The organism is Ruegeria sp. HKCCA5839 (genome assembly GCF_013035585.1).
Lineage (GTDB): Bacteria > Pseudomonadota > Alphaproteobacteria > Rhodobacterales > Rhodobacteraceae > Ruegeria.
This window is the reverse complement of the sequence record NZ_WQIE01000001.1, coordinates 1,003,345-1,023,750: the sequence shown is the minus strand read 5'-3', so window position 1 is coordinate 1,023,750 and position 20,406 is coordinate 1,003,345. Positions and strand designations below refer to the sequence as shown.

The 20,406-nt window shown below is 58.7% G+C and carries 17 protein-coding genes; 9 read left to right on the top strand and 8 right to left on the bottom strand.

Going from position 1 to position 20,406, the window contains the following annotated elements; all coding sequences use genetic code 11:
• Positions 1 to 9 precede the first annotated feature (9 nt).
• Complete coding sequence (locus GOV38_RS05010) at positions 10 to 513, bottom strand: DUF2306 domain-containing protein (protein WP_171207831.1); 504 nt, start codon at positions 511 to 513, stop codon at positions 10 to 12.
• A 194-nt stretch (positions 514 to 707) separates the two neighbouring features.
• Here GOV38_RS05010 and GOV38_RS05005 point away from each other — a divergent pair, with 194 nt between their 5' ends.
• Positions 708 to 1,295 carry a TetR/AcrR family transcriptional regulator gene (locus tag GOV38_RS05005; RefSeq protein WP_171207830.1) on the top strand — a complete coding sequence of 196 codons (588 nt, stop codon included), beginning with the start codon at positions 708 to 710 and terminating at the stop codon, positions 1,293 to 1,295.
• A gap of 403 nt (positions 1,296 to 1,698) precedes the next feature.
• Here GOV38_RS05005 and GOV38_RS05000 read toward each other — a convergent pair whose 3' ends face one another.
• The 3 genes from GOV38_RS05000 to GOV38_RS04990 all read right to left on the bottom strand — a co-directional run bounded on the left by GOV38_RS05000 (position 1,699) and on the right by GOV38_RS04990 (position 7,627).
• Entirely contained in the window at positions 1,699 to 3,135 is a 1,437-nt protein-coding gene (locus GOV38_RS05000; RefSeq protein ID WP_171207829.1) for an amidase family protein, read from the bottom strand.
• Positions 3,136 to 3,218: 83 nt separating this feature from the next.
• Positions 3,219 to 5,108 (bottom strand): propionate-CoA ligase PrpE, encoded by a 1,890-nt coding sequence (gene prpE, locus GOV38_RS04995; RefSeq protein WP_171207828.1) that lies wholly within the window; start codon positions 5,106 to 5,108, stop codon positions 3,219 to 3,221.
• Positions 5,109 to 5,353: 245 nt separating this feature from the next.
• Positions 5,354 to 7,627, bottom strand: coding sequence for an NADP-dependent malic enzyme (locus GOV38_RS04990; RefSeq protein ID WP_171207827.1), 2,274 nt, complete (start codon positions 7,625 to 7,627; stop codon positions 5,354 to 5,356).
• A 184-nt stretch (positions 7,628 to 7,811) separates the two neighbouring features.
• Here GOV38_RS04990 and GOV38_RS04985 point away from each other — a divergent pair, with 184 nt between their 5' ends.
• From GOV38_RS04985 to upp, 7 genes are all read left to right on the top strand, one after another.
• Positions 7,812 to 8,516: a hypothetical protein gene (locus tag GOV38_RS04985; RefSeq protein WP_171207826.1), complete on the top strand. Its 705-nt coding sequence runs from the start codon at positions 7,812 to 7,814 to the stop codon at positions 8,514 to 8,516.
• The gene (locus GOV38_RS04980; protein ID WP_171207825.1) at positions 8,479 to 9,588 is read left to right on the top strand and encodes a cupin domain-containing protein; all 1,110 of its coding nucleotides are present in this window, start codon (positions 8,479 to 8,481) and stop codon (positions 9,586 to 9,588) included. The genes GOV38_RS04985 and GOV38_RS04980 overlap by 38 nt, the downstream gene beginning before the upstream one ends.
• Before the next feature lie 99 nt (positions 9,589 to 9,687).
• Positions 9,688 to 10,080: a cytidine deaminase gene (locus tag GOV38_RS04975; protein WP_171207824.1), complete on the top strand. Its 393-nt coding sequence runs from the start codon at positions 9,688 to 9,690 to the stop codon at positions 10,078 to 10,080.
• 4 nt (positions 10,081 to 10,084) lie between these two features.
• The gene (locus GOV38_RS04970) at positions 10,085 to 11,392 is read left to right on the top strand and encodes a thymidine phosphorylase (protein WP_171207944.1); all 1,308 of its coding nucleotides are present in this window, start codon (positions 10,085 to 10,087) and stop codon (positions 11,390 to 11,392) included.
• Positions 11,389 to 12,600 carry a phosphopentomutase gene (locus GOV38_RS04965; RefSeq protein ID WP_171207823.1) on the top strand — a complete coding sequence of 404 codons (1,212 nt, stop codon included), beginning with the start codon at positions 11,389 to 11,391 and terminating at the stop codon, positions 12,598 to 12,600. Before GOV38_RS04970 ends, GOV38_RS04965 begins: the two co-directional genes overlap by 4 nt.
• Positions 12,597 to 13,583 carry an adenosine deaminase gene (locus GOV38_RS04960; protein ID WP_171207822.1) on the top strand — a complete coding sequence of 329 codons (987 nt, stop codon included), beginning with the start codon at positions 12,597 to 12,599 and terminating at the stop codon, positions 13,581 to 13,583. The genes GOV38_RS04965 and GOV38_RS04960 overlap by 4 nt, the downstream gene beginning before the upstream one ends.
• Entirely contained in the window at positions 13,580 to 14,212 is a 633-nt protein-coding gene (gene upp, locus GOV38_RS04955; RefSeq protein WP_171102307.1) for a uracil phosphoribosyltransferase, read from the top strand. The genes GOV38_RS04960 and upp overlap by 4 nt, the downstream gene beginning before the upstream one ends.
• Before the next feature lie 6 nt (positions 14,213 to 14,218).
• On the opposite strand, the gene GOV38_RS04950 is transcribed toward upp, so the two are convergent.
• Positions 14,219 to 15,232 (bottom strand): hypothetical protein, encoded by a 1,014-nt coding sequence (locus GOV38_RS04950; protein ID WP_171102306.1) that lies wholly within the window; start codon positions 15,230 to 15,232, stop codon positions 14,219 to 14,221.
• Positions 15,233 to 15,669: 437 nt separating this feature from the next.
• Here GOV38_RS04950 and GOV38_RS04945 point away from each other — a divergent pair, with 437 nt between their 5' ends.
• Complete coding sequence (locus GOV38_RS04945; protein WP_171102305.1) at positions 15,670 to 16,446, top strand: Hint domain-containing protein; 777 nt, start codon at positions 15,670 to 15,672, stop codon at positions 16,444 to 16,446.
• 60 nt (positions 16,447 to 16,506) lie between these two features.
• On the opposite strand, the gene GOV38_RS04940 is transcribed toward GOV38_RS04945, so the two are convergent.
• Genes GOV38_RS04940 through GOV38_RS04930 form a run of 3 tightly spaced genes read right to left on the bottom strand, consistent with a single transcriptional unit; the run spans position 16,507 to position 20,400 of the window.
• Positions 16,507 to 18,708, bottom strand: coding sequence for a 3-hydroxyacyl-CoA dehydrogenase NAD-binding domain-containing protein (locus GOV38_RS04940; protein ID WP_171207821.1), 2,202 nt, complete (start codon positions 18,706 to 18,708; stop codon positions 16,507 to 16,509).
• Positions 18,701 to 19,189, bottom strand: coding sequence for a cupin domain-containing protein (locus GOV38_RS04935; RefSeq protein ID WP_171128706.1), 489 nt, complete (start codon positions 19,187 to 19,189; stop codon positions 18,701 to 18,703). Before GOV38_RS04935 ends, GOV38_RS04940 begins: the two co-directional genes overlap by 8 nt.
• Entirely contained in the window at positions 19,189 to 20,400 is a 1,212-nt protein-coding gene (locus GOV38_RS04930) for an acetyl-CoA C-acetyltransferase (RefSeq protein WP_171207820.1), read from the bottom strand. The genes GOV38_RS04935 and GOV38_RS04930 overlap by 1 nt, the downstream gene beginning before the upstream one ends.
• Between the last annotated feature and the right edge of the window lie 6 nt (positions 20,401 to 20,406).

Sequence of the window (20,406 nt, the reverse complement as noted above, 5' to 3'; positions counted from 1 at the left end):
TAAGCGATCTCAATGGCTGCTGTTTGCGCTTTTCAGCTTTCGCACAAAGTATTCTGCGATAATCAGGTTGGGCAGCCAGCAGAACCAGGCCACAACCTGATATGCCACGTCAAAAGGGACGCCAAATACCAGTTGTGCGGGAAGCCAAACCCGCAACGTCACAGCGGCGAAGGTCAGCGCGATTGATCGGATCATGTAGCGGCGGTGCCGGTCGATTTCCCTTTGCATTGCAAATCTGACTGCTTTGACTGTCACTAAGATCCAGACAATAGCCAGGGCGATAAAGCCGCTTTGGGCAATGATCCCATACGCAGCATTCAAGCCGATAACGATACCGCTTAATCCGGCTAGCAAGACAGCACCAACGTATATGCGGCCCAAAAGGCGATGGCGGCGCAGGGATTTGGTGCGGAAGGATTCTGAGAGTTGAAACGGTGCGAGCGCCAGCGCGAGAGGGGCGAAGATAACATGCAGGTAGAACGCGTAGTTGGGTGACACCAATTGGTGGTCCATATTCGGAAATCCGGCTTTCATACCAAGCAGGATAAATCGGTAGGACACGACAGCGACTGCGAGGGATAAGACCCAAAATAAACCCCTTTGAATACCTGTGCTCAGCGACATTTCAGCAATCTCCTTGACAGTGTCAAGTCGACGTTTAGCTGCATAAACTTGACAGTGTCAAGTGGCGAGCGTAACCTCTTTGAATGGGTAAGGATACAAACGGTCAACGTGAGGCAGGCCTGCGCGAAAGGCTGATCGATGCGGGAATAGAATTGCTACACAGCGGTGGCGCGAGCGCATTGACGCTCCGAAAATGTGCAGCGCGCGCCGGGGTTTCTCATGCGGCGCCTGCTCATCATTTCAACGGTGTTGAAGGACTGCTCACCGCCATTGCCGCACGCGGATATCAACGTTTCGCATCGACAATGCTTGAACACTTGAACTCTGCACCCGCTGCACATCGAGACCGCCTTTATTCGATCTGCGAAGGATACCAGTCGTTTTCTAAAGAGAACGAAGCGCTTTATGAGCTGATGTTCAATTCCGGCCAGATCGATTTCTGTGATCTAGATCTTGCGGATAAATCGCGGGCCGCGTTTGAAATTCTGGAACAATGCTGCGCGCCACTGCACGAGATCGACACCAGTCCCTTTACACTTGAAATCACCATTTGGTCGCTGCTGCACGGCTATTGCAGCTTAACCAGAAATGCCCGTGAAGGAGGAGGTGAACATCCTGCAACCAAGGTGTCTTTTCAGCAGCTCTTTGACCGGGTTGTTCGCGCTGACTAGGCAAATTTTGGGGGCGTTTTCCCCGATACCGATCTTCATGCTCGGCAGGGTGGTCAGATCGACGGGCTTGTTCACTCATATTGGCGTGACGGAGAAACCTTCGGTCCTTTGCAATGACCGCTGGCAACCAAGGAAGAACGTTCTCGCGCGGAACTGTCGGTGATTTATTTTGACTTATGTGAACCAGTTCACATTCAGCGATTTCACCTTTTGGTAGTGTGAACTTGCCCGGAGAAAACGCCAAGGTGGAAGTGAGTGGCCATCTAACGGTGTAAAGATCCTTAGCGCAGTTTTAGCGCGGGCTTGTGTGGGTGGTGCCACGCTTGTCTTTTGATCTCTGGGTTTATTTTAGAAAGCGGACCCCGGGCACAATAACCCGGGGTCAATTTCGTTTGGGGCGAACTCAGCTTGTCTCGAGCTTTTCCCAGAGTATCGGAGCCATTTGCCCAACACGGTCTTCGATGGCTTGTGCTGCATCCACCGCAAGGTCTTCGCGCCACCGCTGGGCGGCGATCTGAACATTGATCGGCTGTGGCCCCTTGGGCAGCATCGCGAGCCGCGACGGAACGCTGGCGGCGGGCAATCCCAGAAAGTTCATCGAGTAGGAATAGACCGCGCAGCCCAGAACCTCATGCACGCCTTCGGCACCTTCTGTGTCTCGGTCGGGGCCAAAGAAGGGTTGCGGCAGGAACGGGGACAGGACCAGCGGGTAGTCTTGAAGAAACAGGGACCATTCCCGCGCGTAGTGGGATCTTTTCGCCATCATCTGCAACAGCTCGGTCTCTACAATCGGCGAAAACTCCTGAAAATAGACGTCAAAGATATCGCGAATGGTTTGCGACCCAGCCGCCTGAATGTCGGATTTCAGCAGGGTCAGGACTTCACCCATCAAGGCGCGATACCCAGCACGCCCACATTCGAACACATCTGGCGGCTCAACCTCGTGAACGTCATATCCCGCGTCCACCAAGGCGTCGCGCGCAGTATCCAGCGCCTTGTCGACCTCATCATGCAGAGCATAGCCAAAGGTGTTCTTGGTGAACGCAACCTTGGTGGGGCCATCCATCGCCTCACCGCGCCAGGGCAGGGGTACGTGAAACGGGTCACGCGGGTCGGCTGCGATCAGGCTAGGCATGGACAGGTGCAAATCGGCGGCAGAGCGTGTCAGCAGGCCCTGGACGGACATGGACTGCGCCAGCATCCCGCGTTCTACCGTTTGACTGGGGTTCCAGGCGGGCACACGACCCAGGCCGGGCTTGACCGTCACCGCGCCGTTGGCCGCCGCCGGAAACCGCAGGCTGCCGCCTATGTCATTGCCGTGGGCCAGGGCACCGACCCCGGCCATGATCGCAGCTCCGGCACCACCCGAGGACCCGCCTGCTGAAATATGTTTGCCCCAGGGGTTATGCGTGCGCCCGTGCAGCGGGTTGTCGGTGTCGGCACGGAAAGAAAATTCAGGCGTATTGGTCCGCCCGATTACAATCGCGCCTGCCTTTTGCAAATTGCTGACGACCGGAGCGTCATCGGGTGCGATCACATCCTTCAGAGCAACAACCCCGTTCGAGGTGGCATGCCCTTTTTGGTCGACATTGATCTTTATGGTCACCGGCACACCATGCAGCGGACCAACCGGCGCGCCCGCGTCGCGGGCTCGGTCAAGGTCGCGGGCGCGTTGAAGGGCTTCGACGCCCAGGTCCTCGACCACGGCATTTAGCGTGGGATTGACCTGCTGCATCCGGTCCAGCGCGCTTTGAACGGCGTCCTCGGCGCGGATATCACCGCGCGTCGTTTGCGCTGCCAATTCGGTGGCGCTCAAACGCCAGAGTTCGGTTTTTGTCATGGGCCCTCGCTGTCTGTGCTCGACAGTAAGGGCCGCTTAAACACTTGCAAGCAAAACAGCGCGCGCCGTCGCCGACGCGGCGGTTATTTGGCGTAGCCGATGGTTTTCAATGCGTCCGTGATCTCGTCCAGGATGGCCGGATCGTCGATGGTCGCGGGCATCTTATAGTCCTGCCCATCCGCAATCGACACCATCGTTCCACGCAGGATCTTGCCTGAACGTGTCTTGGGCAATCGCGCCACAACCAGGGCCTTCTTAAAGGCCGCCACGGGCCCGATCTTGTCGCGCACCATGGTGACCACCTCTTGCACCACATCATCGTGACCGCGATCCGACCCGGCATTCAAACACAGGAAGCCAACCGGCATCTGGCCCTTCAACTGGTCCGACACCCCGATCACGGCGCATTCGGCCACGTCCGGGTGGGCGGCCAGAACTTCTTCCATGCCGCCCGTGGACAGGCGATGGCCTGCCACGTTGATCACGTCATCAGTACGCGCCATGATATAGAGGTACCCGTCCTCGTCGATCATGCCCGCGTCACCGGTTTCGTAATAGCCGGGGAAATGATCCAGGTATGAGGTCTTGAACCGCGCCTCGGCATTCCAAAGCGTCGGCAATGTACCGGGGGGCAGGGGCAGCTTGACAGCAATTGCGCCCAACTCTCCGGCTTTCATCGGGTGTCCGCCTTCGTCGAGGATTTGCACATCATAGCCCGGCATCGGTTTGGCGGGCGAGCCCAGTTTGATCGGCAATTCCTCGATCCCCAGCGGGTTGCCTGCAATGGCCCAGCCGGTTTCGGTTTGCCACCAATGGTCGATCACCGGCACCTTCAGCGCATCCTGCGCCCAGGTGATCGTGTCGGGATCTGCGCGTTCTCCGGCAAGAAACAGGGCGCGCAGGTTCGACAGGTCGTAATTGGCCATCAGCTCACCCTTGGGGTCTTCGCGTTTGACGGCGCGGATTGCGGTGGGTGCGGTGAAGAAGCTTTTGACCTTATGCTCTGAGATCACGCGCCAGAACGTGCCCGCATCCGGTGTGCCAACCGGTTTGCCTTCGAACACGATGGTGGTGTTGCCGTGGATAAGCGGTGCGTAGCAGATATAGGAATGTCCGACGACCCAGCCCACATCTGAGGCCGCCCAGAACACATCGCCTGGATCGACATCATACAGGTTTTTCATCGTCCAGTTCAGCGCCACCAGATGGCCTGCGGTTGGGCGTACAACGCCTTTCGGCGCGCCCGTCGTTCCAGAAGTATAGAGGATATAGGCCGGGTCATTGCCGTCGACCGGCACGCATTCGGCGGGTTCAACACCATATTGAAACCCGTGCCAATTGACATCGCGCCCCTCGATCAGTTCGGCCACTTCCTGTTCGCGTTGAAAGATGACGCAGAAATCGGGTTTGTGGTCGGCCAGCTCAATCGCGCCGTCCAGCAGGGGTTTGTAATGCACCACACGACCGGGTTCCAACCCGCAAGAGGCTGCGATGATTGCTTTGGGTTTGGCATCATCGATGCGCACTGCCAATTCGTTGCTGGCAAAGCCGCCGAACACCACCGAGTGCACAGCACCCAGGCGGGCACAGGCCAGCATCGCCTCAAGTGCTTCGGGGATCATCGGCATGTAGATGATGACCCGGTCCCCTTTCTCAACCCCTTTGGCCCGGAGCGCGCCAGCAAGGGTGGCAACGCGGTTGCGCAGCTCGACATAGGAGATTTCGCGCTTGGTCTGGGTGATTGGGCTGTCGTAGATGATGGCGGTTTGTTCACCCCGACCATTTTCGACATGACGGTCCACCGCGTTCCAGCAGGTGTTCACCCGCGCGTCGCTGAACCATTCGTAGAGGGGGGCGTTCTCCGCAAACAAGGCCTTGCTCGGAGGGCGGACCCAATCGATCCCCTTGGCGGCATCCATCCAGAACCCCTCGGGGTCGCTTTTCCAGCTGTCATATACCTCCTGATAGGCCACGGCGTCCTCCTCTCCATAAACCTGTGATACCGTGTTACGGATCAGCATTGCATCGAACAAGCGGCTCGAATAACGGCGCGGCAGTTTATCGCAAAAAATTTGCAGATGCCGCTAAAATCACCTGCAAATTTTTGCAAACCCAAGAATATGCAAGCCGAATTTCACATGATCTCCCCAGTATTGCAAAACTGCAAATTTCGATCTGCAAACGGTTTGCGCTATCAGAATCAGACTCGGATAAATGCCTACCCGTAGTGGTCCACTGGCGTTCCCGCGATGGCCGCCATGTTCAACAATCCGCGTGCGGTGATCGAAGGTGTTACGATATGGGCCTTGTTCCCCATGCCCATCAGGATCGGTCCAACCTCAAGCCCGTTGGCCTTCATCTTCAGGATATTGCGCACACCGCTGGCGGCGTCCGCATGGGCGAAGATCAACACATTGGCGGGCCCTTCAAGACGCGAATTTGGGAAAATCCGTGCACGCAGTTCCGGGTCAAGGGCCACATCCAGGTTCATTTCGCCCTCGTACGTGAAGTCCCTTGGTTCCGAATCCAGGATCTTAAGCGCGGCCCGCAACCGCTTGCCCGAGCCTTCGGCCTGATTGCCGAATTGCGATTGCGAGCAAAAAGCGATCTTGGGTTCCAGCCCGAACCGTCGCACGTGGCGGGCTGCGCCGATTGTGGTCTCGGCCAGTTCCTCGGGCGAGGGCAACTGCCGCACGTGCGTATCCGCGATGAAGAGAGGGCCATCTTCGAGGATCATCAACGACAGCGCGCCGTGGGGCCGCAGATCACCTTCGTCCAGAACCTGTTCAACATAGTCCAAGTGCCAGCGGTATTCGCCAAAGGTGCCACAGATCAGGCTGTCAGCCTCGCCGCGATGCACCATGATGGCGCCGATGGCGGTTGTATTCGTACGCATGATGGCCTTGGCCAAATCCGGAGTGACACCCCGGCGCTGCATGATCTGGTGGTAGGAGTTCCAGTAATCATAATAACGCGGGTCATTTTCCGGGTTAACGATCTGAAAGTCCTGACCGGGCCTGACCGTCAGGCCCAACCGTTCACACCGCGCGTCGATGACATCAGGGCGGCCGATCAGAATGGGCGTTTCGGTCGTTTCTTCCAAAATCGCCTGAGCGGCGCGCAGAACGCGTTCGTCTTCGCCCTCGGCAAAGACAATCCGGCGCGAGGCATTGGCGGCAGCCTCAAACACAGGGCGCATCAGCAGGGCGGATTTGAAAACGGTCTGGTTCAGCTTTTCTTTGTAAGCCTCCAGGTCGTCAATCGGGCGCTTGGCCACCCCGCTTTCCATCGCGGCCTTGGCCACCGAGGATGACACAACACCAACAAGGCGCGGATCAAAGGGCTTGGGGATCAGGTATTCAGGCCCAAAGGTCAGCTGCTCACCCTTATAGGCTGCGGCAGCTTCGGCGCTGGTTGTTGCGCGCGCCATTTCGGCGATGCCGTCAACACAAGCGATCTCCATCGCGTCATTGATTTCGGTCGCGCCTACATCCAGCGCCCCGCGAAAGATAAAAGGAAAGCACAATACGTTGTTGACTTGATTGGGAAAATCGCTGCGCCCGGTGGCGATGATCGCGTCAGGCGCAACCGCGCGGGCGTCTTCCGGCAGGATCTCGGGCGTCGGGTTGGCCAGCGCGAAAATGATCGGTCGCGCCGCCATTTTCTGCACCATCTCGGGCTTCAGGACATTTGGCCCGCTCAGCCCCAGAAACAGGTCTGCACCCGCGATCACATCATCCAGCGTGCGCAAATCGGATGTCTGCGCGAACTGGTCCTTATGCGGGTTCATGTCTTCGGCACGGCCTTCGTAAACCAGTCCGTGGATGTCACAGAGCCAGATATTCTCGCGCTTTACCCCCAGCTTGACCAGCATGTTCAAGCACGCGATCCCCGCCGCGCCACCACCGGTCGAGACAACTTTGATGTCCTCAAACGCTTTGCCGGCCACATGCAGCGCGTTCTTGGCCGCAGCCCCCACGACAATGGCCGTGCCGTGTTGATCGTCGTGGAACACCGGAATGTTCATCCGCTCGCGACAGAGTTTTTCCACTATAAAACAATCGGGTGCCTTGATGTCTTCAAGGTTGACCGCACCGAAAGTCGGCTCCAGCGCGCAGACGATATCAGCCAGTTTTTCCGGGTCGGGCTGATCGACTTCGATGTCAAAACAGTCAATGCCTGCGAATTTCTTGAACAGGACGGCCTTGCCTTCCATCACCGGCTTTGAGGCCAGCGCACCGATATTGCCCAAGCCCAGAACCGCGGTCCCGTTCGAAACCACGGCCACAAGGTTGCCGCGCGCGGTGTAAAGCTCGGCGTTCGAGGCGTCGGCTTTAATCTCAAGGCTGGCTTCGGCCACACCCGGAGAATAAGCGCGCGCAAGGTCGCGCCCATTGGCCATTGGTTTCGTGGCGCGGATTTCAAGCTTACCGGGTTTTGGATGAGCGTGATAATCAAGTGCGGCCTGCCGCAGGTTTGACGTGTCCGACATAGGCGATTCAACTCCCTCTCCAAAACTGGTTTAGGGGTAATCCTTTTTTCCGGCTTTGGCCATGACGTTACGTTCCGCATGAATAGCGGCCCGTCGGTTTGGAATCTTGCATTGAATATTTTCACAAAACTTTTACATTCTCGCGATCTTCGACCCTGAAAATCGAGCAGCAAGTTTACAAAAGATGAGTCAGCAAGAAGAAAACCCGGACAAGACAGTCGCTTGGCGCGATGCCGTCGTAAGACCAGAAAACCACTTGTGGTATTGGGTTGCGCTGCTTGTTGCTGTTGCTTTGTTGGCCATCGAAGTTCTTTGGCCGATGCAGATCGTTCCGCTCAGCCAGGAAGGCGGATTGCTCGAAACAATTTCGGCTGCTGCGTTGTTTACAGCCGGTATCGTCGCGTTGGTGCGGTATCCGGGCCTCAAGCGTCTCTATCTGGGTGTGGTCTGTTTCTTATTGGCCGAGCGCGAGCTAGAAGCCGATGTCTACGCGCCCGACAGTCTGCCGTTTGCGATTTTGAACGGGTTGGACTGGGCGCTTGACCTGACCGCCGTGCGCGTCGTTTTGCTGCTCGTTGTGCTCTATGGTCTGGTTTTGCACGGTGTTCCGACCGCTTGGAAAGCGATCAAAGCAAGGGCGCCTTTTCTGATCGTGTTTGTCTTGGCAGGGCTGATGGCCGTGATCGCGCAGGTTCTGGAAGAAATCAGTGGCGCATATGGCGCGTCTCTGTCTGTAACAGCGATGACCCGTCTGTTTGTTCTGGAAGAAACGCTTGAGATGTTCTTTTCGATTGGCCTTTTGGCTTCGGTTCTGATCGGATGGCCGAAACGTCAAACCGAAGAGTCCTTGAATGACACGCCCCTCCCAACAGGCCGAAACACGCGCTGAAATTCGTTTGCCCACGCAAGAACTGCGGGACGACATTCCATTCTATACCAAGGTTCTGGGTCTGCGCATGGATATGATCTATCCGGCGGACGATCCTCGGGTCGCGGTCTTTTCGGGCCACGGGTTGCGCATTCGGATCGAAAAGGATGCGCCCGAAAGCCCCGGCACGTTGCGCATCCTGACCAATGATCCTCAAGGCTTTGCGGATGGTCAGCGCGTTTTAGTGGCCCCAAACGGCACGCGGATCGAGATCGATGAGCTGAACCCGCCCATGGTCATGCCTGAAACGGTGCATTCCTTTGTGGTGCGCAGGCTGAAAGACCAGGCGCCCTGGATTATCGGGCGGGCGGGGATGCATTACCGCGATCTTGTGCCCGACCGGTTGGGCGGCTCGATCATTGCCAGCCATATCCGCATCCCGGATGGTGGCCCGGTGCCGGATATGGTGCATTTCCACAAGGTGGGCTTTCAGCTCATCTTTTGCATCCATGGCTGGGTCGACGTGGTCTATGAGGATCAGGGCGACAAGATGCGTCTGACCGCAGGGGATTGCTTTATCCAGCCGCCCGAGATCCGGCACCGCGTGCTGGAAGCTTCGGACAATGTGCAAGTGATCGAAATCGGGGTTCCTGCCGAACATGTCACTGAGATCGATCACGACATGACCTTGCCAACGCCGCATCTGCGGCCCGACCGGGAATGGCAGGGGCAGAAATTTGTGTTCAATCAGGCCGAAGGTGCCGAGTGGGTTCCGTTTCGTCTGCCAGGTTACATTTGCCGCGACACCACGATTGCGGAGAACACCAAAGGCGTGGCCGGGGTTCAGGTGGTACGCAAAGGGCAGGGGCAGCCGCAATGGGCGACCCATGACACCGATATCCACTTTTCCTTTGTGATGAGCGGTCAGGTCACATTGGAAGGTGAGGGACGGGAGCCGTTCCGGCTGGAACAAGGCGATGCCTTTGTCATCCCACCGGCCATGCGCACCCGTCTTACGGATGCCACAGATGATCTTGAACTGCTTGAGGTTACTTTGCCGGGCACTTTCAATACGGTGTTGGACGTGGGCTGATTTTGGACCAAAAAAGCCGCAAACGGGGCTTCAATTCCCCGCGCGCTTTCCAGTAGGGTGGGTCATTCTGACCAGATGATCAAAATTTAGGGAATCGCTATGTCGCTGAAAGACGCTGCCTTGGCCGTGCGGGAAAACGCCTATGCCCCTTATTCGAACTTCAAGGTGGGCGCGGCGGTGCGGTCAGACACGGGTGAGATCTATGCCGGATGCAACGTGGAAAACGTGGCCTATCCCGAAGGCACCTGCGCCGAGGCCGGGGCCATCGCGGCCATGGTTGCTGCGGGTGAGCAGACCTTGACCGAAGTCTATGTGGTGGCCTCAAGCCCTGAACCCGTGCCGCCCTGCGGTGGGTGCCGTCAGAAACTGGCGGAGTTTGGTGCGCGTGACGTCAAGGTCACGCTGGCCACGGCCACTGGGGTTGAGATGGAAACCACAATTGGTCAATTGCTGCCGGGGGCCTTTGATGCCTCGCATATGGCGGACGTGTGATCCGATGGATGCCCGTTCGATCATTGCAAAGCTGCGCCGGGGAGAGGTGCCCACAGGCGATGAGCTGAAATGGTTTGCCCAAGGGCTGGCGGATGGCAGTGTCAGCGACGCGCAGGCCGGAGCTTTTGCCATGGCCGTGTGCATGGGTGGGCTGGGCCCGCAGGGCCGCGCGGATCTGACCATCGCCATGCGCGACAGCGGCGAGGTGTTGCAGTGGGATTTTGACGGTCCGGTCATCGACAAACACTCGACCGGTGGCGTTGGCGACAGTGTAAGCCTTGTGCTTGCGCCGGCTCTGGCCGAGATGGGGGCCTATGTCCCCATGATCTCGGGCCGGGGGCTTGGGCATACCGGGGGGACGCTCGATAAGCTTGAGGCGATCCCGGGCGTCGCCACGCAGATCGGCCAGACGCGGCTGAGGCAGGTGCTGACCGAAACCGGCGCTGCGATCGTTGGTGCCACGGGTCAAATCGCCCCGGCGGACAAGCGCCTCTATGCCATCCGCGACGTGACAGCGACTGTGGAAAGCCTGGATCTGATCACCGCCTCGATCCTGTCGAAAAAGCTGGCTGCCAGCCCGGATGCCCTGGTGCTGGATGTCAAAGTTGGCAGCGGTGCTTTCATGAAAACCCTTGATGATGCGCGCAAGCTGGCAAAAGCGCTGACCGAAACCGCCAATGCGGCGGGTTGCAAGACCTCTGCGATCATCAGCGATATGAACCAACCTCTGATCCCGGCGCTGGGCAATGCGCTTGAAGTGGCGGAGGTGATGAAGGTTCTCACCAGCGGTCAGCCTTCACCTCTGGCCGAGATATCGGCCGAGTTGGGCGGTGTTCTGCTGGCCGATGCCGGGATGTGCGACAGCGCTCGGGCTGGACGAGACAAACTGACCGAGGTGATCCGCGACGGGCGCGCTGCCGAGCGCTTTGGCCGGATGATGGCAGCCGTTGGTGGCCCTGTGCATTTTGTAGACAATTGGGCGCGGTTCCTGCCCGAGGCGAATGTGATCCAGGAGGTGAAGGCCCCCCGAGCAGGTTACATCACGGCCAAAGATGGTGAGGCGCTGGGGCTTGCGGTTGTCGCGCTGGGCGGTGGGCGACAGGTGGAAAGCGATGAGATTGATCCGGCGGTCGGTCTGTCAGGGCTGCTGCGCCTGGGCGACCGGGTGACCAAAGGCGCTCCGCTGGCTGTTATCCACGCGGCCCGCGAGGATGCGGCACAGGCCGCGTCTCAGGCAGTGTTGAACGCAATCACCCTCAGCGACGCGCCGGTAGAGGTGCCACCTCTGGTCCACGAAAGGCTCACCGCATGAGCCGGGCCTTTCTGGTGGTCATGGACTCGGTCGGAATCGGTGGCGCGCCTGACGCGGATCGGTTCTTTAATGGCACGATCCCCGATAGTGGCGCCAATACGCTGGCTCATATTGCACAGGCTTGTGCTGAGGGACGGGCCGAAGAGGGGCGGTCAGGGCCCTTGCACCTGCCGCATTTGGATGCGCTGGGATTGGGCGCGGCGACCCGGCTTGCGTCCGGTGATCCGACCCCAGGGCTGACGGCCCCGCCAACAGGGCTGTGGGGCTGCGCGCGTGAGCATTCGCCGGGCAAAGACACCCCCTCAGGCCATTGGGAACTGGCGGGCATGCCGGTGCCATGGGACTGGCACTATTTTCCGAATACAACACCCAGCTTTCCCAAGGATCTGACCCGCGCAGCGGCCGCGGCAGCGGGAACCGATGGGATCCTGGGAAACTGCCATGCGTCGGGCACGGCCATCATTGCCGAACTGGGGGCCGAGCATATGCAAACGGGCTGGCCGATTTGCTATACTTCAGCCGACAGCGTCTTCCAGATCGCTGCACATGAAGAGAGCTTTGGCCTCGACCGGTTGCTTGAGATGTGCCGCACGCTCGCCCCGCGTTTGCATCATATGAAAGTGGGTCGTGTCATAGCTCGGCCCTTTGTCGGTACGCCTGAGGATGGGTTCACGCGCACCACCAACCGCAAGGATTTCGCCATTCTACCGCCCGCGCCGGTGCTTACCAACTGGGTACAAGACGCAGGTCGCAGGGTTCATGCGGTGGGCAAGATCGGCGACATCTTTTCGATGCAAGGCATCGACACGCTGCGCAAAGGCTCGGATGTGGATTTGATGAACCATCTGTCGGACCTTGTGGACAGTGCCGAAGAGGGCAGCCTGAGTTTTGCCAATTTTGTTGAGTTCGACAGCCTCTATGGCCACCGGCGCGACATCAGCGGCTATGCGCGTGCGCTGGAGTGGTTTGACGCGGGGATCGGCGCATTGCTGGCACGATTGAAGCCCGGCGACCTTTTGGTGCTGACGGCCGATCATGGCAATGATCCCAGTTGGGTGGGCACTGACCACACGCGCGAACAAGTGCCTGTGCTGGTGGCCGGAAAGGGCTCAGGCCAAATCGGTCAGGTCAATTTTGCCGATGTCGCTGCCAGTATCGCCCATCATCTGAATATCCCGGCGCGAGGGCCCGGGCGGAGTTTTCTATGAGCGTCGCAGACCTTCCCAAAATCGAACTTCATCTGCATCACGAAGGCGCGGCCCCGCCCGCCTTTATCCGCCAATTGGCACATGAAAAGCGCATCGACCTCAGCGGGATTTTCAAACCCGATGGCAGCTATGACTTTCGTGATTTCGCCCATTTTCTCAGCGTCTACGAGGCCGCCTGTGAGGTTTTGAAATCGCCCGAAGATTTCCGTCGCTTGACGCTGGCTATTCTGGAGGAAAGCGCGGCCAACGGGGTGGTTTACTCTGAAACCTTCCTCAGTCCCGATTTTTGCGGCGGTGGCGATCTGCAGGCCTGGTGCGACTATCTGGCCGCCATTCAGGACGCGGCGGATGAGGCAGAACGCAAATTCGACATCACCCTGCGCGGTGTCATTACCTGTGTGCGTCATTTCGGGCCCGAGAAAGCCAAGGCCAGCGCTCGTTGCGCGGCTGAGACCGCAGGCGGCTGGATCACCGGCTTTGGCATGGGCGGAAACGAAAGCGTCGGCGCGCAGGGGGATTTCAAATGGGCCTTTGACTGCGCCCGCGAGGCAGGGCTGCGCCTGACCACCCATGCCGGAGAGTTCGGCGGGCCCGAAAGCGTGCGCGATGCGATCCGCGATCTGGGTGTTGAGCGGGTGGGGCACGGTGTACGTGCCATCGAAGACCCCGATCTGATCCGCGAGATCGGGGATCGGGATGTGACGCTTGAGGTCTGCCCGGGCTCAAACGTCGTTCTGGGGCTTTATCCTGACTTTGCCGCCCATCCCATCGCGCGGTTGCGCGAGGCGGGCGTCAAGGTCACGGTTTCGACCGATGATCCTCCCTTTTTCCATACCACAATGCGGCGCGAATATGAGATGCTGGCCCAGGCCTTTGGCTGGGGTGCCGAGGATTTCGCGGCCCTCAATGATACCGCATTGAACGCGGCCTTTTGCGATGAAGAGACCCGCGCGCGGGTCAAGACAAGACTGGAGACACCATGAGCGAACACCTGACCGTCGTAGATCACCCGCTGGTGCAGCACAAACTGACGCTCATGCGGGACAAGGGCACCTCGACCGCCGTGTTCCGGCAGTTGCTGCGCGAGATCACATTGTTGCTGGCCTATGAGGTCACGCGCGAGATGCCGATCACCACGCGCCACATCGAAACCCCGATGGAAGAGATGGACGCGCCTATTCTGGCGGGGAAAAAGCTGGCGCTGGTCTCGATCCTGCGCGCGGGCAACGGCATGTTGGACGGTGTGCTGGAACTGGTCCCCTCGGCGCGGGTCGGCTTTGTCGGGCTTTACCGCGATGAGGAAACACTCAAGCCGGTCCAGTACTATTTCAAGGCCCCCGAAGGGCTGAAAGACCGGTTGGTGATCGCGGTGGATCCTATGTTGGCCACTGGCAACAGCTCGGCTGCCGCCATTGATCTGCTGAAAGAGGCCGGTGCCACGGATATCCGGTTCCTGTGCCTGCTGGCCGCTCCGGAAGGTGTGGAGCGTATGAAAGAGGCGCATCCTGACGTGAAGATCGTCACGGCGTCGCTGGATCGCGAGCTGAACTCGAAAGGCTATATCATGCCTGGGCTTGGCGACGCTGGTGACCGGATGTTCGGCACCAAGTAAGCGCGCTCAACCGCCGCAGATATTCTGAAGCTGGACCCAATCGCGGTCCGGCAGCACCTGTTCCTGAGCGCGACCTGCCATCGGGTCGGCCTCAATCAATCCCAGAACCGTCTCGCCCGTGATATCCTTGGCATAGGCATAAGGGGTCGAGGGCAGGGCGGATCGTGCAAAGACGTCAAGCAGATCGTCATCGTCAAGACGGGGCTTGGGCTCGGTCAGCAATTGTTCGGTATAGTCGTCAATGATCTCGGGCGTCAGCTCTCCGGTGGTCAGCAACCGGAACGCCGCGGTTGTGCCGGTGCGGTCCAGCAGATCGTCCAGCGGATCTTTCAACTCGGCCCGTGCGCGGGCGGCGATCACATAACCTGCGGCGACCGCCGGGTCTTCGTGGTCTTCGACCAGCGCACGGTTCAACAACACGGTGCCTCCGGGCAGGCTCTGGCTGTCAGGCACACCCGCAGGAAGGACCACGATCTGACGCACGCCGGTCCGCCGGGCCAGAGTGTCCAACGAGGTCTGCACATCCGCCGAGCCGCAAGCCTGACCTGACACCCGCTCGATCCGGTTCAGGATTGCGGTTCCGATCTCTTCACGCTTGATCTCGGGCAGGACTTGCACAACATGGCGTTGCAAGGCACCGGGCAACCACAAAAGCAAAACACCCACGACAGCCAGCACAACCCCGACCACGCTGATCCAGCGCAACCGTCCGGGGTGGGGCCGTGTCCGTTCGATCGCGCGCTGCAACCGATCAATGGCATCCAGCATGGTGGTTTCGGTTTCTGCAAGCTCGAGCGTTTCGCCAGGATCGCCATCGGGGTTGAAGATGGCGGGAAACTCGCCTGGGTTTTGGCGTTCAAGTGCCGCAAGCGACCAATGGGTCAGCGCACTATCGTTGAAATCCGAAACAGTAAGCGTGGCTTCGCCAATTGAAATGACCACCTCGCGCCGCTGAGCGTCGGGCGACGGGCGCCACAGACCGGTGGCCTCGATCCGCTGGTACTGTTTTAGGGCTGTCATTTGGACATGCTGCTCGGATTATTATTCTAAATTCATAACATGGTGTAATCAAAAGGCGCAAACCTGTTGCGACCGGAACTGCCGCTGAAAACGCACAAATCAAACATCTAAGTGATTGCCGATACCGGCACCACCTGAGTTTGGGGCAAGGATGCGATCGATCCCGCTTTCCTGGCGGCGCCTACCCCCGGCCTGTGCGAAAACCGCCAGGAGATTCGGGTATTGTTTTGATCGCAAAGGCGAACTTTCGTTTCCGATCAAAATCGCAATTCGCCAGGATCAGCCTTTTTGTTTCGGATTTAGCGTGCAAATAGGCCCGATTAACCCTGATTAAGGCGCAAATGTGTCCCAAATCTGACCCCTGCTAAAAATTAGTGCTACCTAAAAACTGTGTTTGTTTAAGGGTGCCGAGTGGGGGTTGGCACAGGTGTAGGGTAATGAGTGTAGTAGAGTATTCGAACAAACAGGGGCATGTTGCCCCAACGTCGTCGGGTGCCTTGGTTTCTGCGCGCAGAGGGGGTTTTGTGCATGGAACCAAGGTGGCCACGACAAGCGGTTGGAAACCGGTAGAGCGTCTTGTTCCGGGGGACAGGGTTCGGACGTTGGATAATGGTTTCAAGGAAGTGCGACGCATTTCCACTGATACCGTTGCGATCCCTGAGCATGAGCAAAACCCTGACAACCTGCCCATACTGGTGCCGTCGCGTGCTGCGTATAACGGGCGGCCGGTCTGGCTCATGCCGGAACAGGGTATGGCGCTGGACCACAGCAAAATCGATCCGACGACGGCTGGTTCAACCGTTGTGGCCGCGCGATTGTTGAAGGATATCGGTCCCTTGCGCGCTGGAGTTCCAGCGGCAACTTTCGATGTCTGTACGCTGTTTTTCGACGAAGATCAGGTCATTTTTATCGAAGGCGGGCTGCAAGCCTACTGCGCCGCCAGTCGATTTGGGCAACGGTCGATGAACGCGTCCACGTCGTATCACGTCACAGATGAACACGGCGCTGCGGATCTGCTGCGCTACGTGGCAGCACGCGGAAGTCTAACCGTGTTGTCCAATCCGCTAGGCGCATTGCCCGCACCCATTCCCAACGAACCGATTTTTCCTGTGCGTCCGGCGAAGTCCCGTCGGCGACCGGGAAGACCCGGTAGACCGGGATTGCCTACACTGTTCCTGCGCTCCGAATGGATGATGATCGCTCATCACCCGTAAGGAAGATACGCTGAACGGTGGGAAAGCTGGCGCATGAGGGGTATGCGCCAGCTTTTTTTGTCAGGCAGCTTTCGCGTCGGGGGCGAAGCGGCCATAGAAGCTTTGACCTTTCTGCGCCATTTCGCGCAGCAGAGGCGGGCAGACGAAGCGATCACCATAGGCCTTTGCCAGCTGGTCGCAGCGTTCAGCGGCGTAAGGCGTGCCGATGATGTCCAGCCAGCTGAGCGGGCCACCCGACCATGGAGCAAAGCCCCAACCCAGAATGGCACCCACATCGCCTTCGCGGATGTCTTCCAACACGCCTTCTTCCAATGCGCGGACCGCTTCCAGAACCTGAGCGAACATCAGGCGTTCCTGAACTTCGATCAGATCAGGCTGATCTTCGGTGTGCGGATACTTGTCTTGAAGTCCTTTCCAGTACTCGGTGCGTTTGCCCTTATCGTCATAGTCGAAGAAGCCCGCGTTTGCCTTGCGGCCCAATCGGCCCTCGGCCTCCATCCAGAAGATCAGATCATCTGCCGGGCTGTCTGGATAAGCATCGCCCATCGCGGCCTTTGTGGCGCGGGCAATCTTTGCGCCCAGATCAATCGAGGTCTCGTCGTTCAACTGGATCGGTCCCACGGGGAAGCCCAGTTGACGCGCGGCGTTGTCGATCAGCACAGGGCTCACGCCTTCTGTGATCATCCGCAGACCTTCGTTGATATAGGGTATGATGCAGCGGTTGGCATAGAAGAACCGCGCATCATTCACCACGATCGGCGTTTTGCGGATCTGGCGCACATAGTCCAGCGCCTTGGCAACCGCACGATCACCGGTGTCTTTGCCTTTGATGATCTCGACCAGGAACATCTTTTCAACCGGAGAGAAGAAGTGGATGCCGATGAACTGCTCAGGCCGTACGCTGGCCTTGGCCAGATCAGTGATCGGCAGGGTCGAGGTGTTTGACGCAAAGATGCAATCCTCGGGAATGATTGCCTCGACCTTCTGGGTCATCTCGGCCTTGACGCCAGGGTCTTCGAATACGGCCTCAATGATCAGATCACAGCCTTTGAGGTGATCCAAATCAGGGGTCGCGGTGATACGGCCCAGCATTGCCTCTTTCTTTTCTGCCGTGACTTTGCCGCGCTTGATCCCTTTGTCCAGATAGGTCTCGGTATAAGCCTTGCCTTTGTCAGCGGCTTCCTGATTGCGGTCGATCAGCACAACCTCCATACCCGCTTGGGCCGAGACCAAAGCGATACCAGCACCCATCATGCCCGCACCCAGAACCCCGATCTTCTTCACGCGCTGATCAGGTACGTCCTTGGGCCTTACCGCGCCTTTTTCCAGCGCTTCCTTATTCAGGAACAGCGACCGGATCATTGCGCCCGAAGACGGGTTCATCAAGACGGATGTGAACCACCGCGCCTCGATCTTCAGCGCGGTGTCGAAATCGACCAGCGCGCCCTCATAGACGGCACTCAACAAGGCCTTGGCTGCCGGGAAAGCGCCCTGGGTCTTGCCGTTGACCATCGCCGAGGCTCCGACGAAATTCATGAAACCCGCCGGATGATAGGGCGCACCGCCTGGCATCTTATAGCCCTTGGCGTCCCATGGTTTGACAAGATCCGCATCCTTGGCGTTCAGCACCCATTCCTTGGCTGCGGCCATCGGATCTTCGGCGATTTCGTCGACATAGCCTGCGCCCTTGGCCTTCTTGACGTCCAGCATCTTGCCTTCCAGCAACAGAGGAGCCGCCGCGATCGCGCCAACCTTGCGGACCATCCGGGTTGTGCCACCCGCGCCAGGGAAGATACCGACCATGATCTCGGGCAGGCCGAATTTCGCCTTGGGATTGTCCGCCGCAAAAATCCGGTGCGTGGACAGGGGCAGTTCCATCCCGATCCCAGCTGCGGTGCCGGGCAGCACCGTTGCAATCGGCTTGCCACCCTTCTTGGATTTGGGGTCCATACCTGCCAACTCGATCTTGCGCAGCAGGGCGTGCATTTTCATCGTGCCTTCAAACAGGCCCTTGGCCGGGTTGTCACCTGCCTGTTCCTTCATCACGGCCAGCAGGTTCAGATCCATGCCGCCTGCAAAAGAACCGTCCTTGCCCGAGGTGATGATGATGCCTTTGACGTCGTCATCTGCCAGTGCGTCGTCGATGCAGTCGCTCAGCTGCGCGAGCCCGTCAAAGGACATGACATTCATGCTTTTCCCGGGCACGTCCCAGGTGATCGTGGCGACGCCGTCCGCGTCTTTGGTCAGAGTGAATTCAGTCATTGTCATCTCCAATCTGGTCAGGTGTCAGCGGGCTGCCATCTTTACGTGTGAAAGAGAAACCGTTCTCATCATCCTTCACCATCATGTCCAGGTCGCTGTAATAGGCGGTTTCTGTCGGGGTCCGAGTGCCTACCACCAGAAAACTCGCAGGCGCGTCGGTTTTGTTCACAAGGTGATGGCCATTGGCCTCACCGGCAGGCCAGGTCGCGCAATCGCCGGGCAACATCTCATGCTCGCCGTCATCGTCGATCAAAACGCACCTGCCGCTGAGCATGATGGCGAACTCATCCTGCTCCATGTGGTAGTGGCGCAGCGAGGACAAACCGCCCGGTTCAAGCCGCACGATGTTGACCCCGAATTGAGTCAGCCCGCCTGCATCCCCCAGCGCCTGGCCAGAGCGGCCCGAGACCGCATCAGCCAATTTCCCGGGATAGGAGGTGCGGCTTTGGAACGGGATTTTCGAAAGATCCAGTTTGGGCATCAGACACGCTCGATAATGGTTGCGGCGCCCATGCCGGACGCGATGCAGAGCGTGGCCAGGCCGGTTTCCTTGTCCTGACGTTCCAACTCATCCAGCAGTGTGCCGATGATCATCGCGCCAGTTGCACCCAGCGGATGCCCCATCGCAATCGAACCGCCGTTCACGTTCACCAATGCCGGATCGACGTCAAATGCCTGCTGGAACCGCAACACGACCGAGGCGAAGGCTTCATTCACTTCAAACAGATCCAGATCGCTGATCTTCATGCCATTATCGGCCAGAATCTTCTCGGTCACTGGAACCGGGCCGGTCAGCATGATGGTGGGATCAGTGCCGATCTTGGCGGTTGCCTTAATGCGTGCACGCGGCTTGAGGCCGTATTTCTCACCAAATTCCTTGTTGCCGATCAGAACCGCCGCAGCGCCGTCAACAATGCCCGAGCTATTGCCCGCGTGGTGGATGTGGTTGATCCGCTCAAGATGCGGATATTTCAGCATGGCCACCTTGTCGAAACCGGGCATCTGCTCACCCATCATCTGAAAAGACGGGTTCAGAGCGCCAAGTATCTGCATATCGGTGCCTGGGCGCATATATTCATCGCGGTCCAAAATGGTCAGGCCGTTCTGGTCGGTGACGGAAATGACCGACTTTTCAAAGCGATTGTCTTCCCAAGCGGCTGCCGCGCGCTTTTGTGACTCGACCGCCAGGGCATCAGCGTCATCGCGGCTGAACCCGTATTCGGTGGCGATGATATCGGCCGAAATGCCCTGCGGGACAAAATAGGTCTCCATCGCCAAAGAGGGATCAACGGCGATTGCGGCACCATCGCTACCCATTTTGACGCGACCCATCATCTCGACACCACCGGCGATGTAAGCGTCGCCCGCGCCACCTTTGACCTGGTTTGCAGCCAGGTTCACGGCTTCCATTCCGCTGGCGCAAAAGCGGTTGATCGCCAGACCGGGGATCGATTGGTCCAGATCAGAGGCCAACACGGCGGATCGCGCCAAACAGCCGCCTTGCTCCATCACCTGCGTGACATTGCCCCAGATCACGTCTTCAACGGCATGACCTTCAAGATTGTTGCGCTCTTTCATCGCGTTCAGCGTCAGGGCGGACAGACGCACCGAGGTCACCTCGTGCAGGCTGCCATCTTTGCGGCCCTTTCCGCGCGGGGTACGCAGGGCGTCATAGATATAAGCTTCGGTCATAGGTCT

Coding starts and splice junctions, on each gene's coding strand:
- GOV38_RS05010 (WP_171207831.1), bottom strand. CDS start 513: ATGGACCACCAATTGGTGTCACCCAACTACGCGTTCTACCTGCATGTT.
- GOV38_RS05005 (WP_171207830.1), top strand. CDS start 708: ATGGGTAAGGATACAAACGGTCAACGTGAGGCAGGCCTGCGCGAAAGG.
- GOV38_RS05000 (WP_171207829.1), bottom strand. CDS start 3,135: ATGACAAAAACCGAACTCTGGCGTTTGAGCGCCACCGAATTGGCAGCG.
- GOV38_RS04990 (WP_171207827.1), bottom strand. CDS start 7,627: ATGTCGGACACGTCAAACCTGCGGCAGGCCGCACTTGATTATCACGCT.
- GOV38_RS04985 (WP_171207826.1), top strand. CDS start 7,812: ATGAGTCAGCAAGAAGAAAACCCGGACAAGACAGTCGCTTGGCGCGAT.
- GOV38_RS04980 (WP_171207825.1), top strand. CDS start 8,479: ATGACACGCCCCTCCCAACAGGCCGAAACACGCGCTGAAATTCGTTTG.
- GOV38_RS04975 (WP_171207824.1), top strand. CDS start 9,688: ATGTCGCTGAAAGACGCTGCCTTGGCCGTGCGGGAAAACGCCTATGCC.
- GOV38_RS04970 (WP_171207944.1), top strand. CDS start 10,085: ATGGATGCCCGTTCGATCATTGCAAAGCTGCGCCGGGGAGAGGTGCCC.
- GOV38_RS04965 (WP_171207823.1), top strand. CDS start 11,389: ATGAGCCGGGCCTTTCTGGTGGTCATGGACTCGGTCGGAATCGGTGGC.
- GOV38_RS04960 (WP_171207822.1), top strand. CDS start 12,597: ATGAGCGTCGCAGACCTTCCCAAAATCGAACTTCATCTGCATCACGAA.
- upp (WP_171102307.1), top strand. CDS start 13,580: ATGAGCGAACACCTGACCGTCGTAGATCACCCGCTGGTGCAGCACAAA.
- GOV38_RS04950 (WP_171102306.1), bottom strand. CDS start 15,232: ATGACAGCCCTAAAACAGTACCAGCGGATCGAGGCCACCGGTCTGTGG.
- GOV38_RS04945 (WP_171102305.1), top strand. CDS start 15,670: ATGAGTGTAGTAGAGTATTCGAACAAACAGGGGCATGTTGCCCCAACG.
- GOV38_RS04940 (WP_171207821.1), bottom strand. CDS start 18,708: ATGACTGAATTCACTCTGACCAAAGACGCGGACGGCGTCGCCACGATC.
- GOV38_RS04935 (WP_171128706.1), bottom strand. CDS start 19,189: ATGCCCAAACTGGATCTTTCGAAAATCCCGTTCCAAAGCCGCACCTCC.
- GOV38_RS04930 (WP_171207820.1), bottom strand. CDS start 20,400: ATGACCGAAGCTTATATCTATGACGCCCTGCGTACCCCGCGCGGAAAG.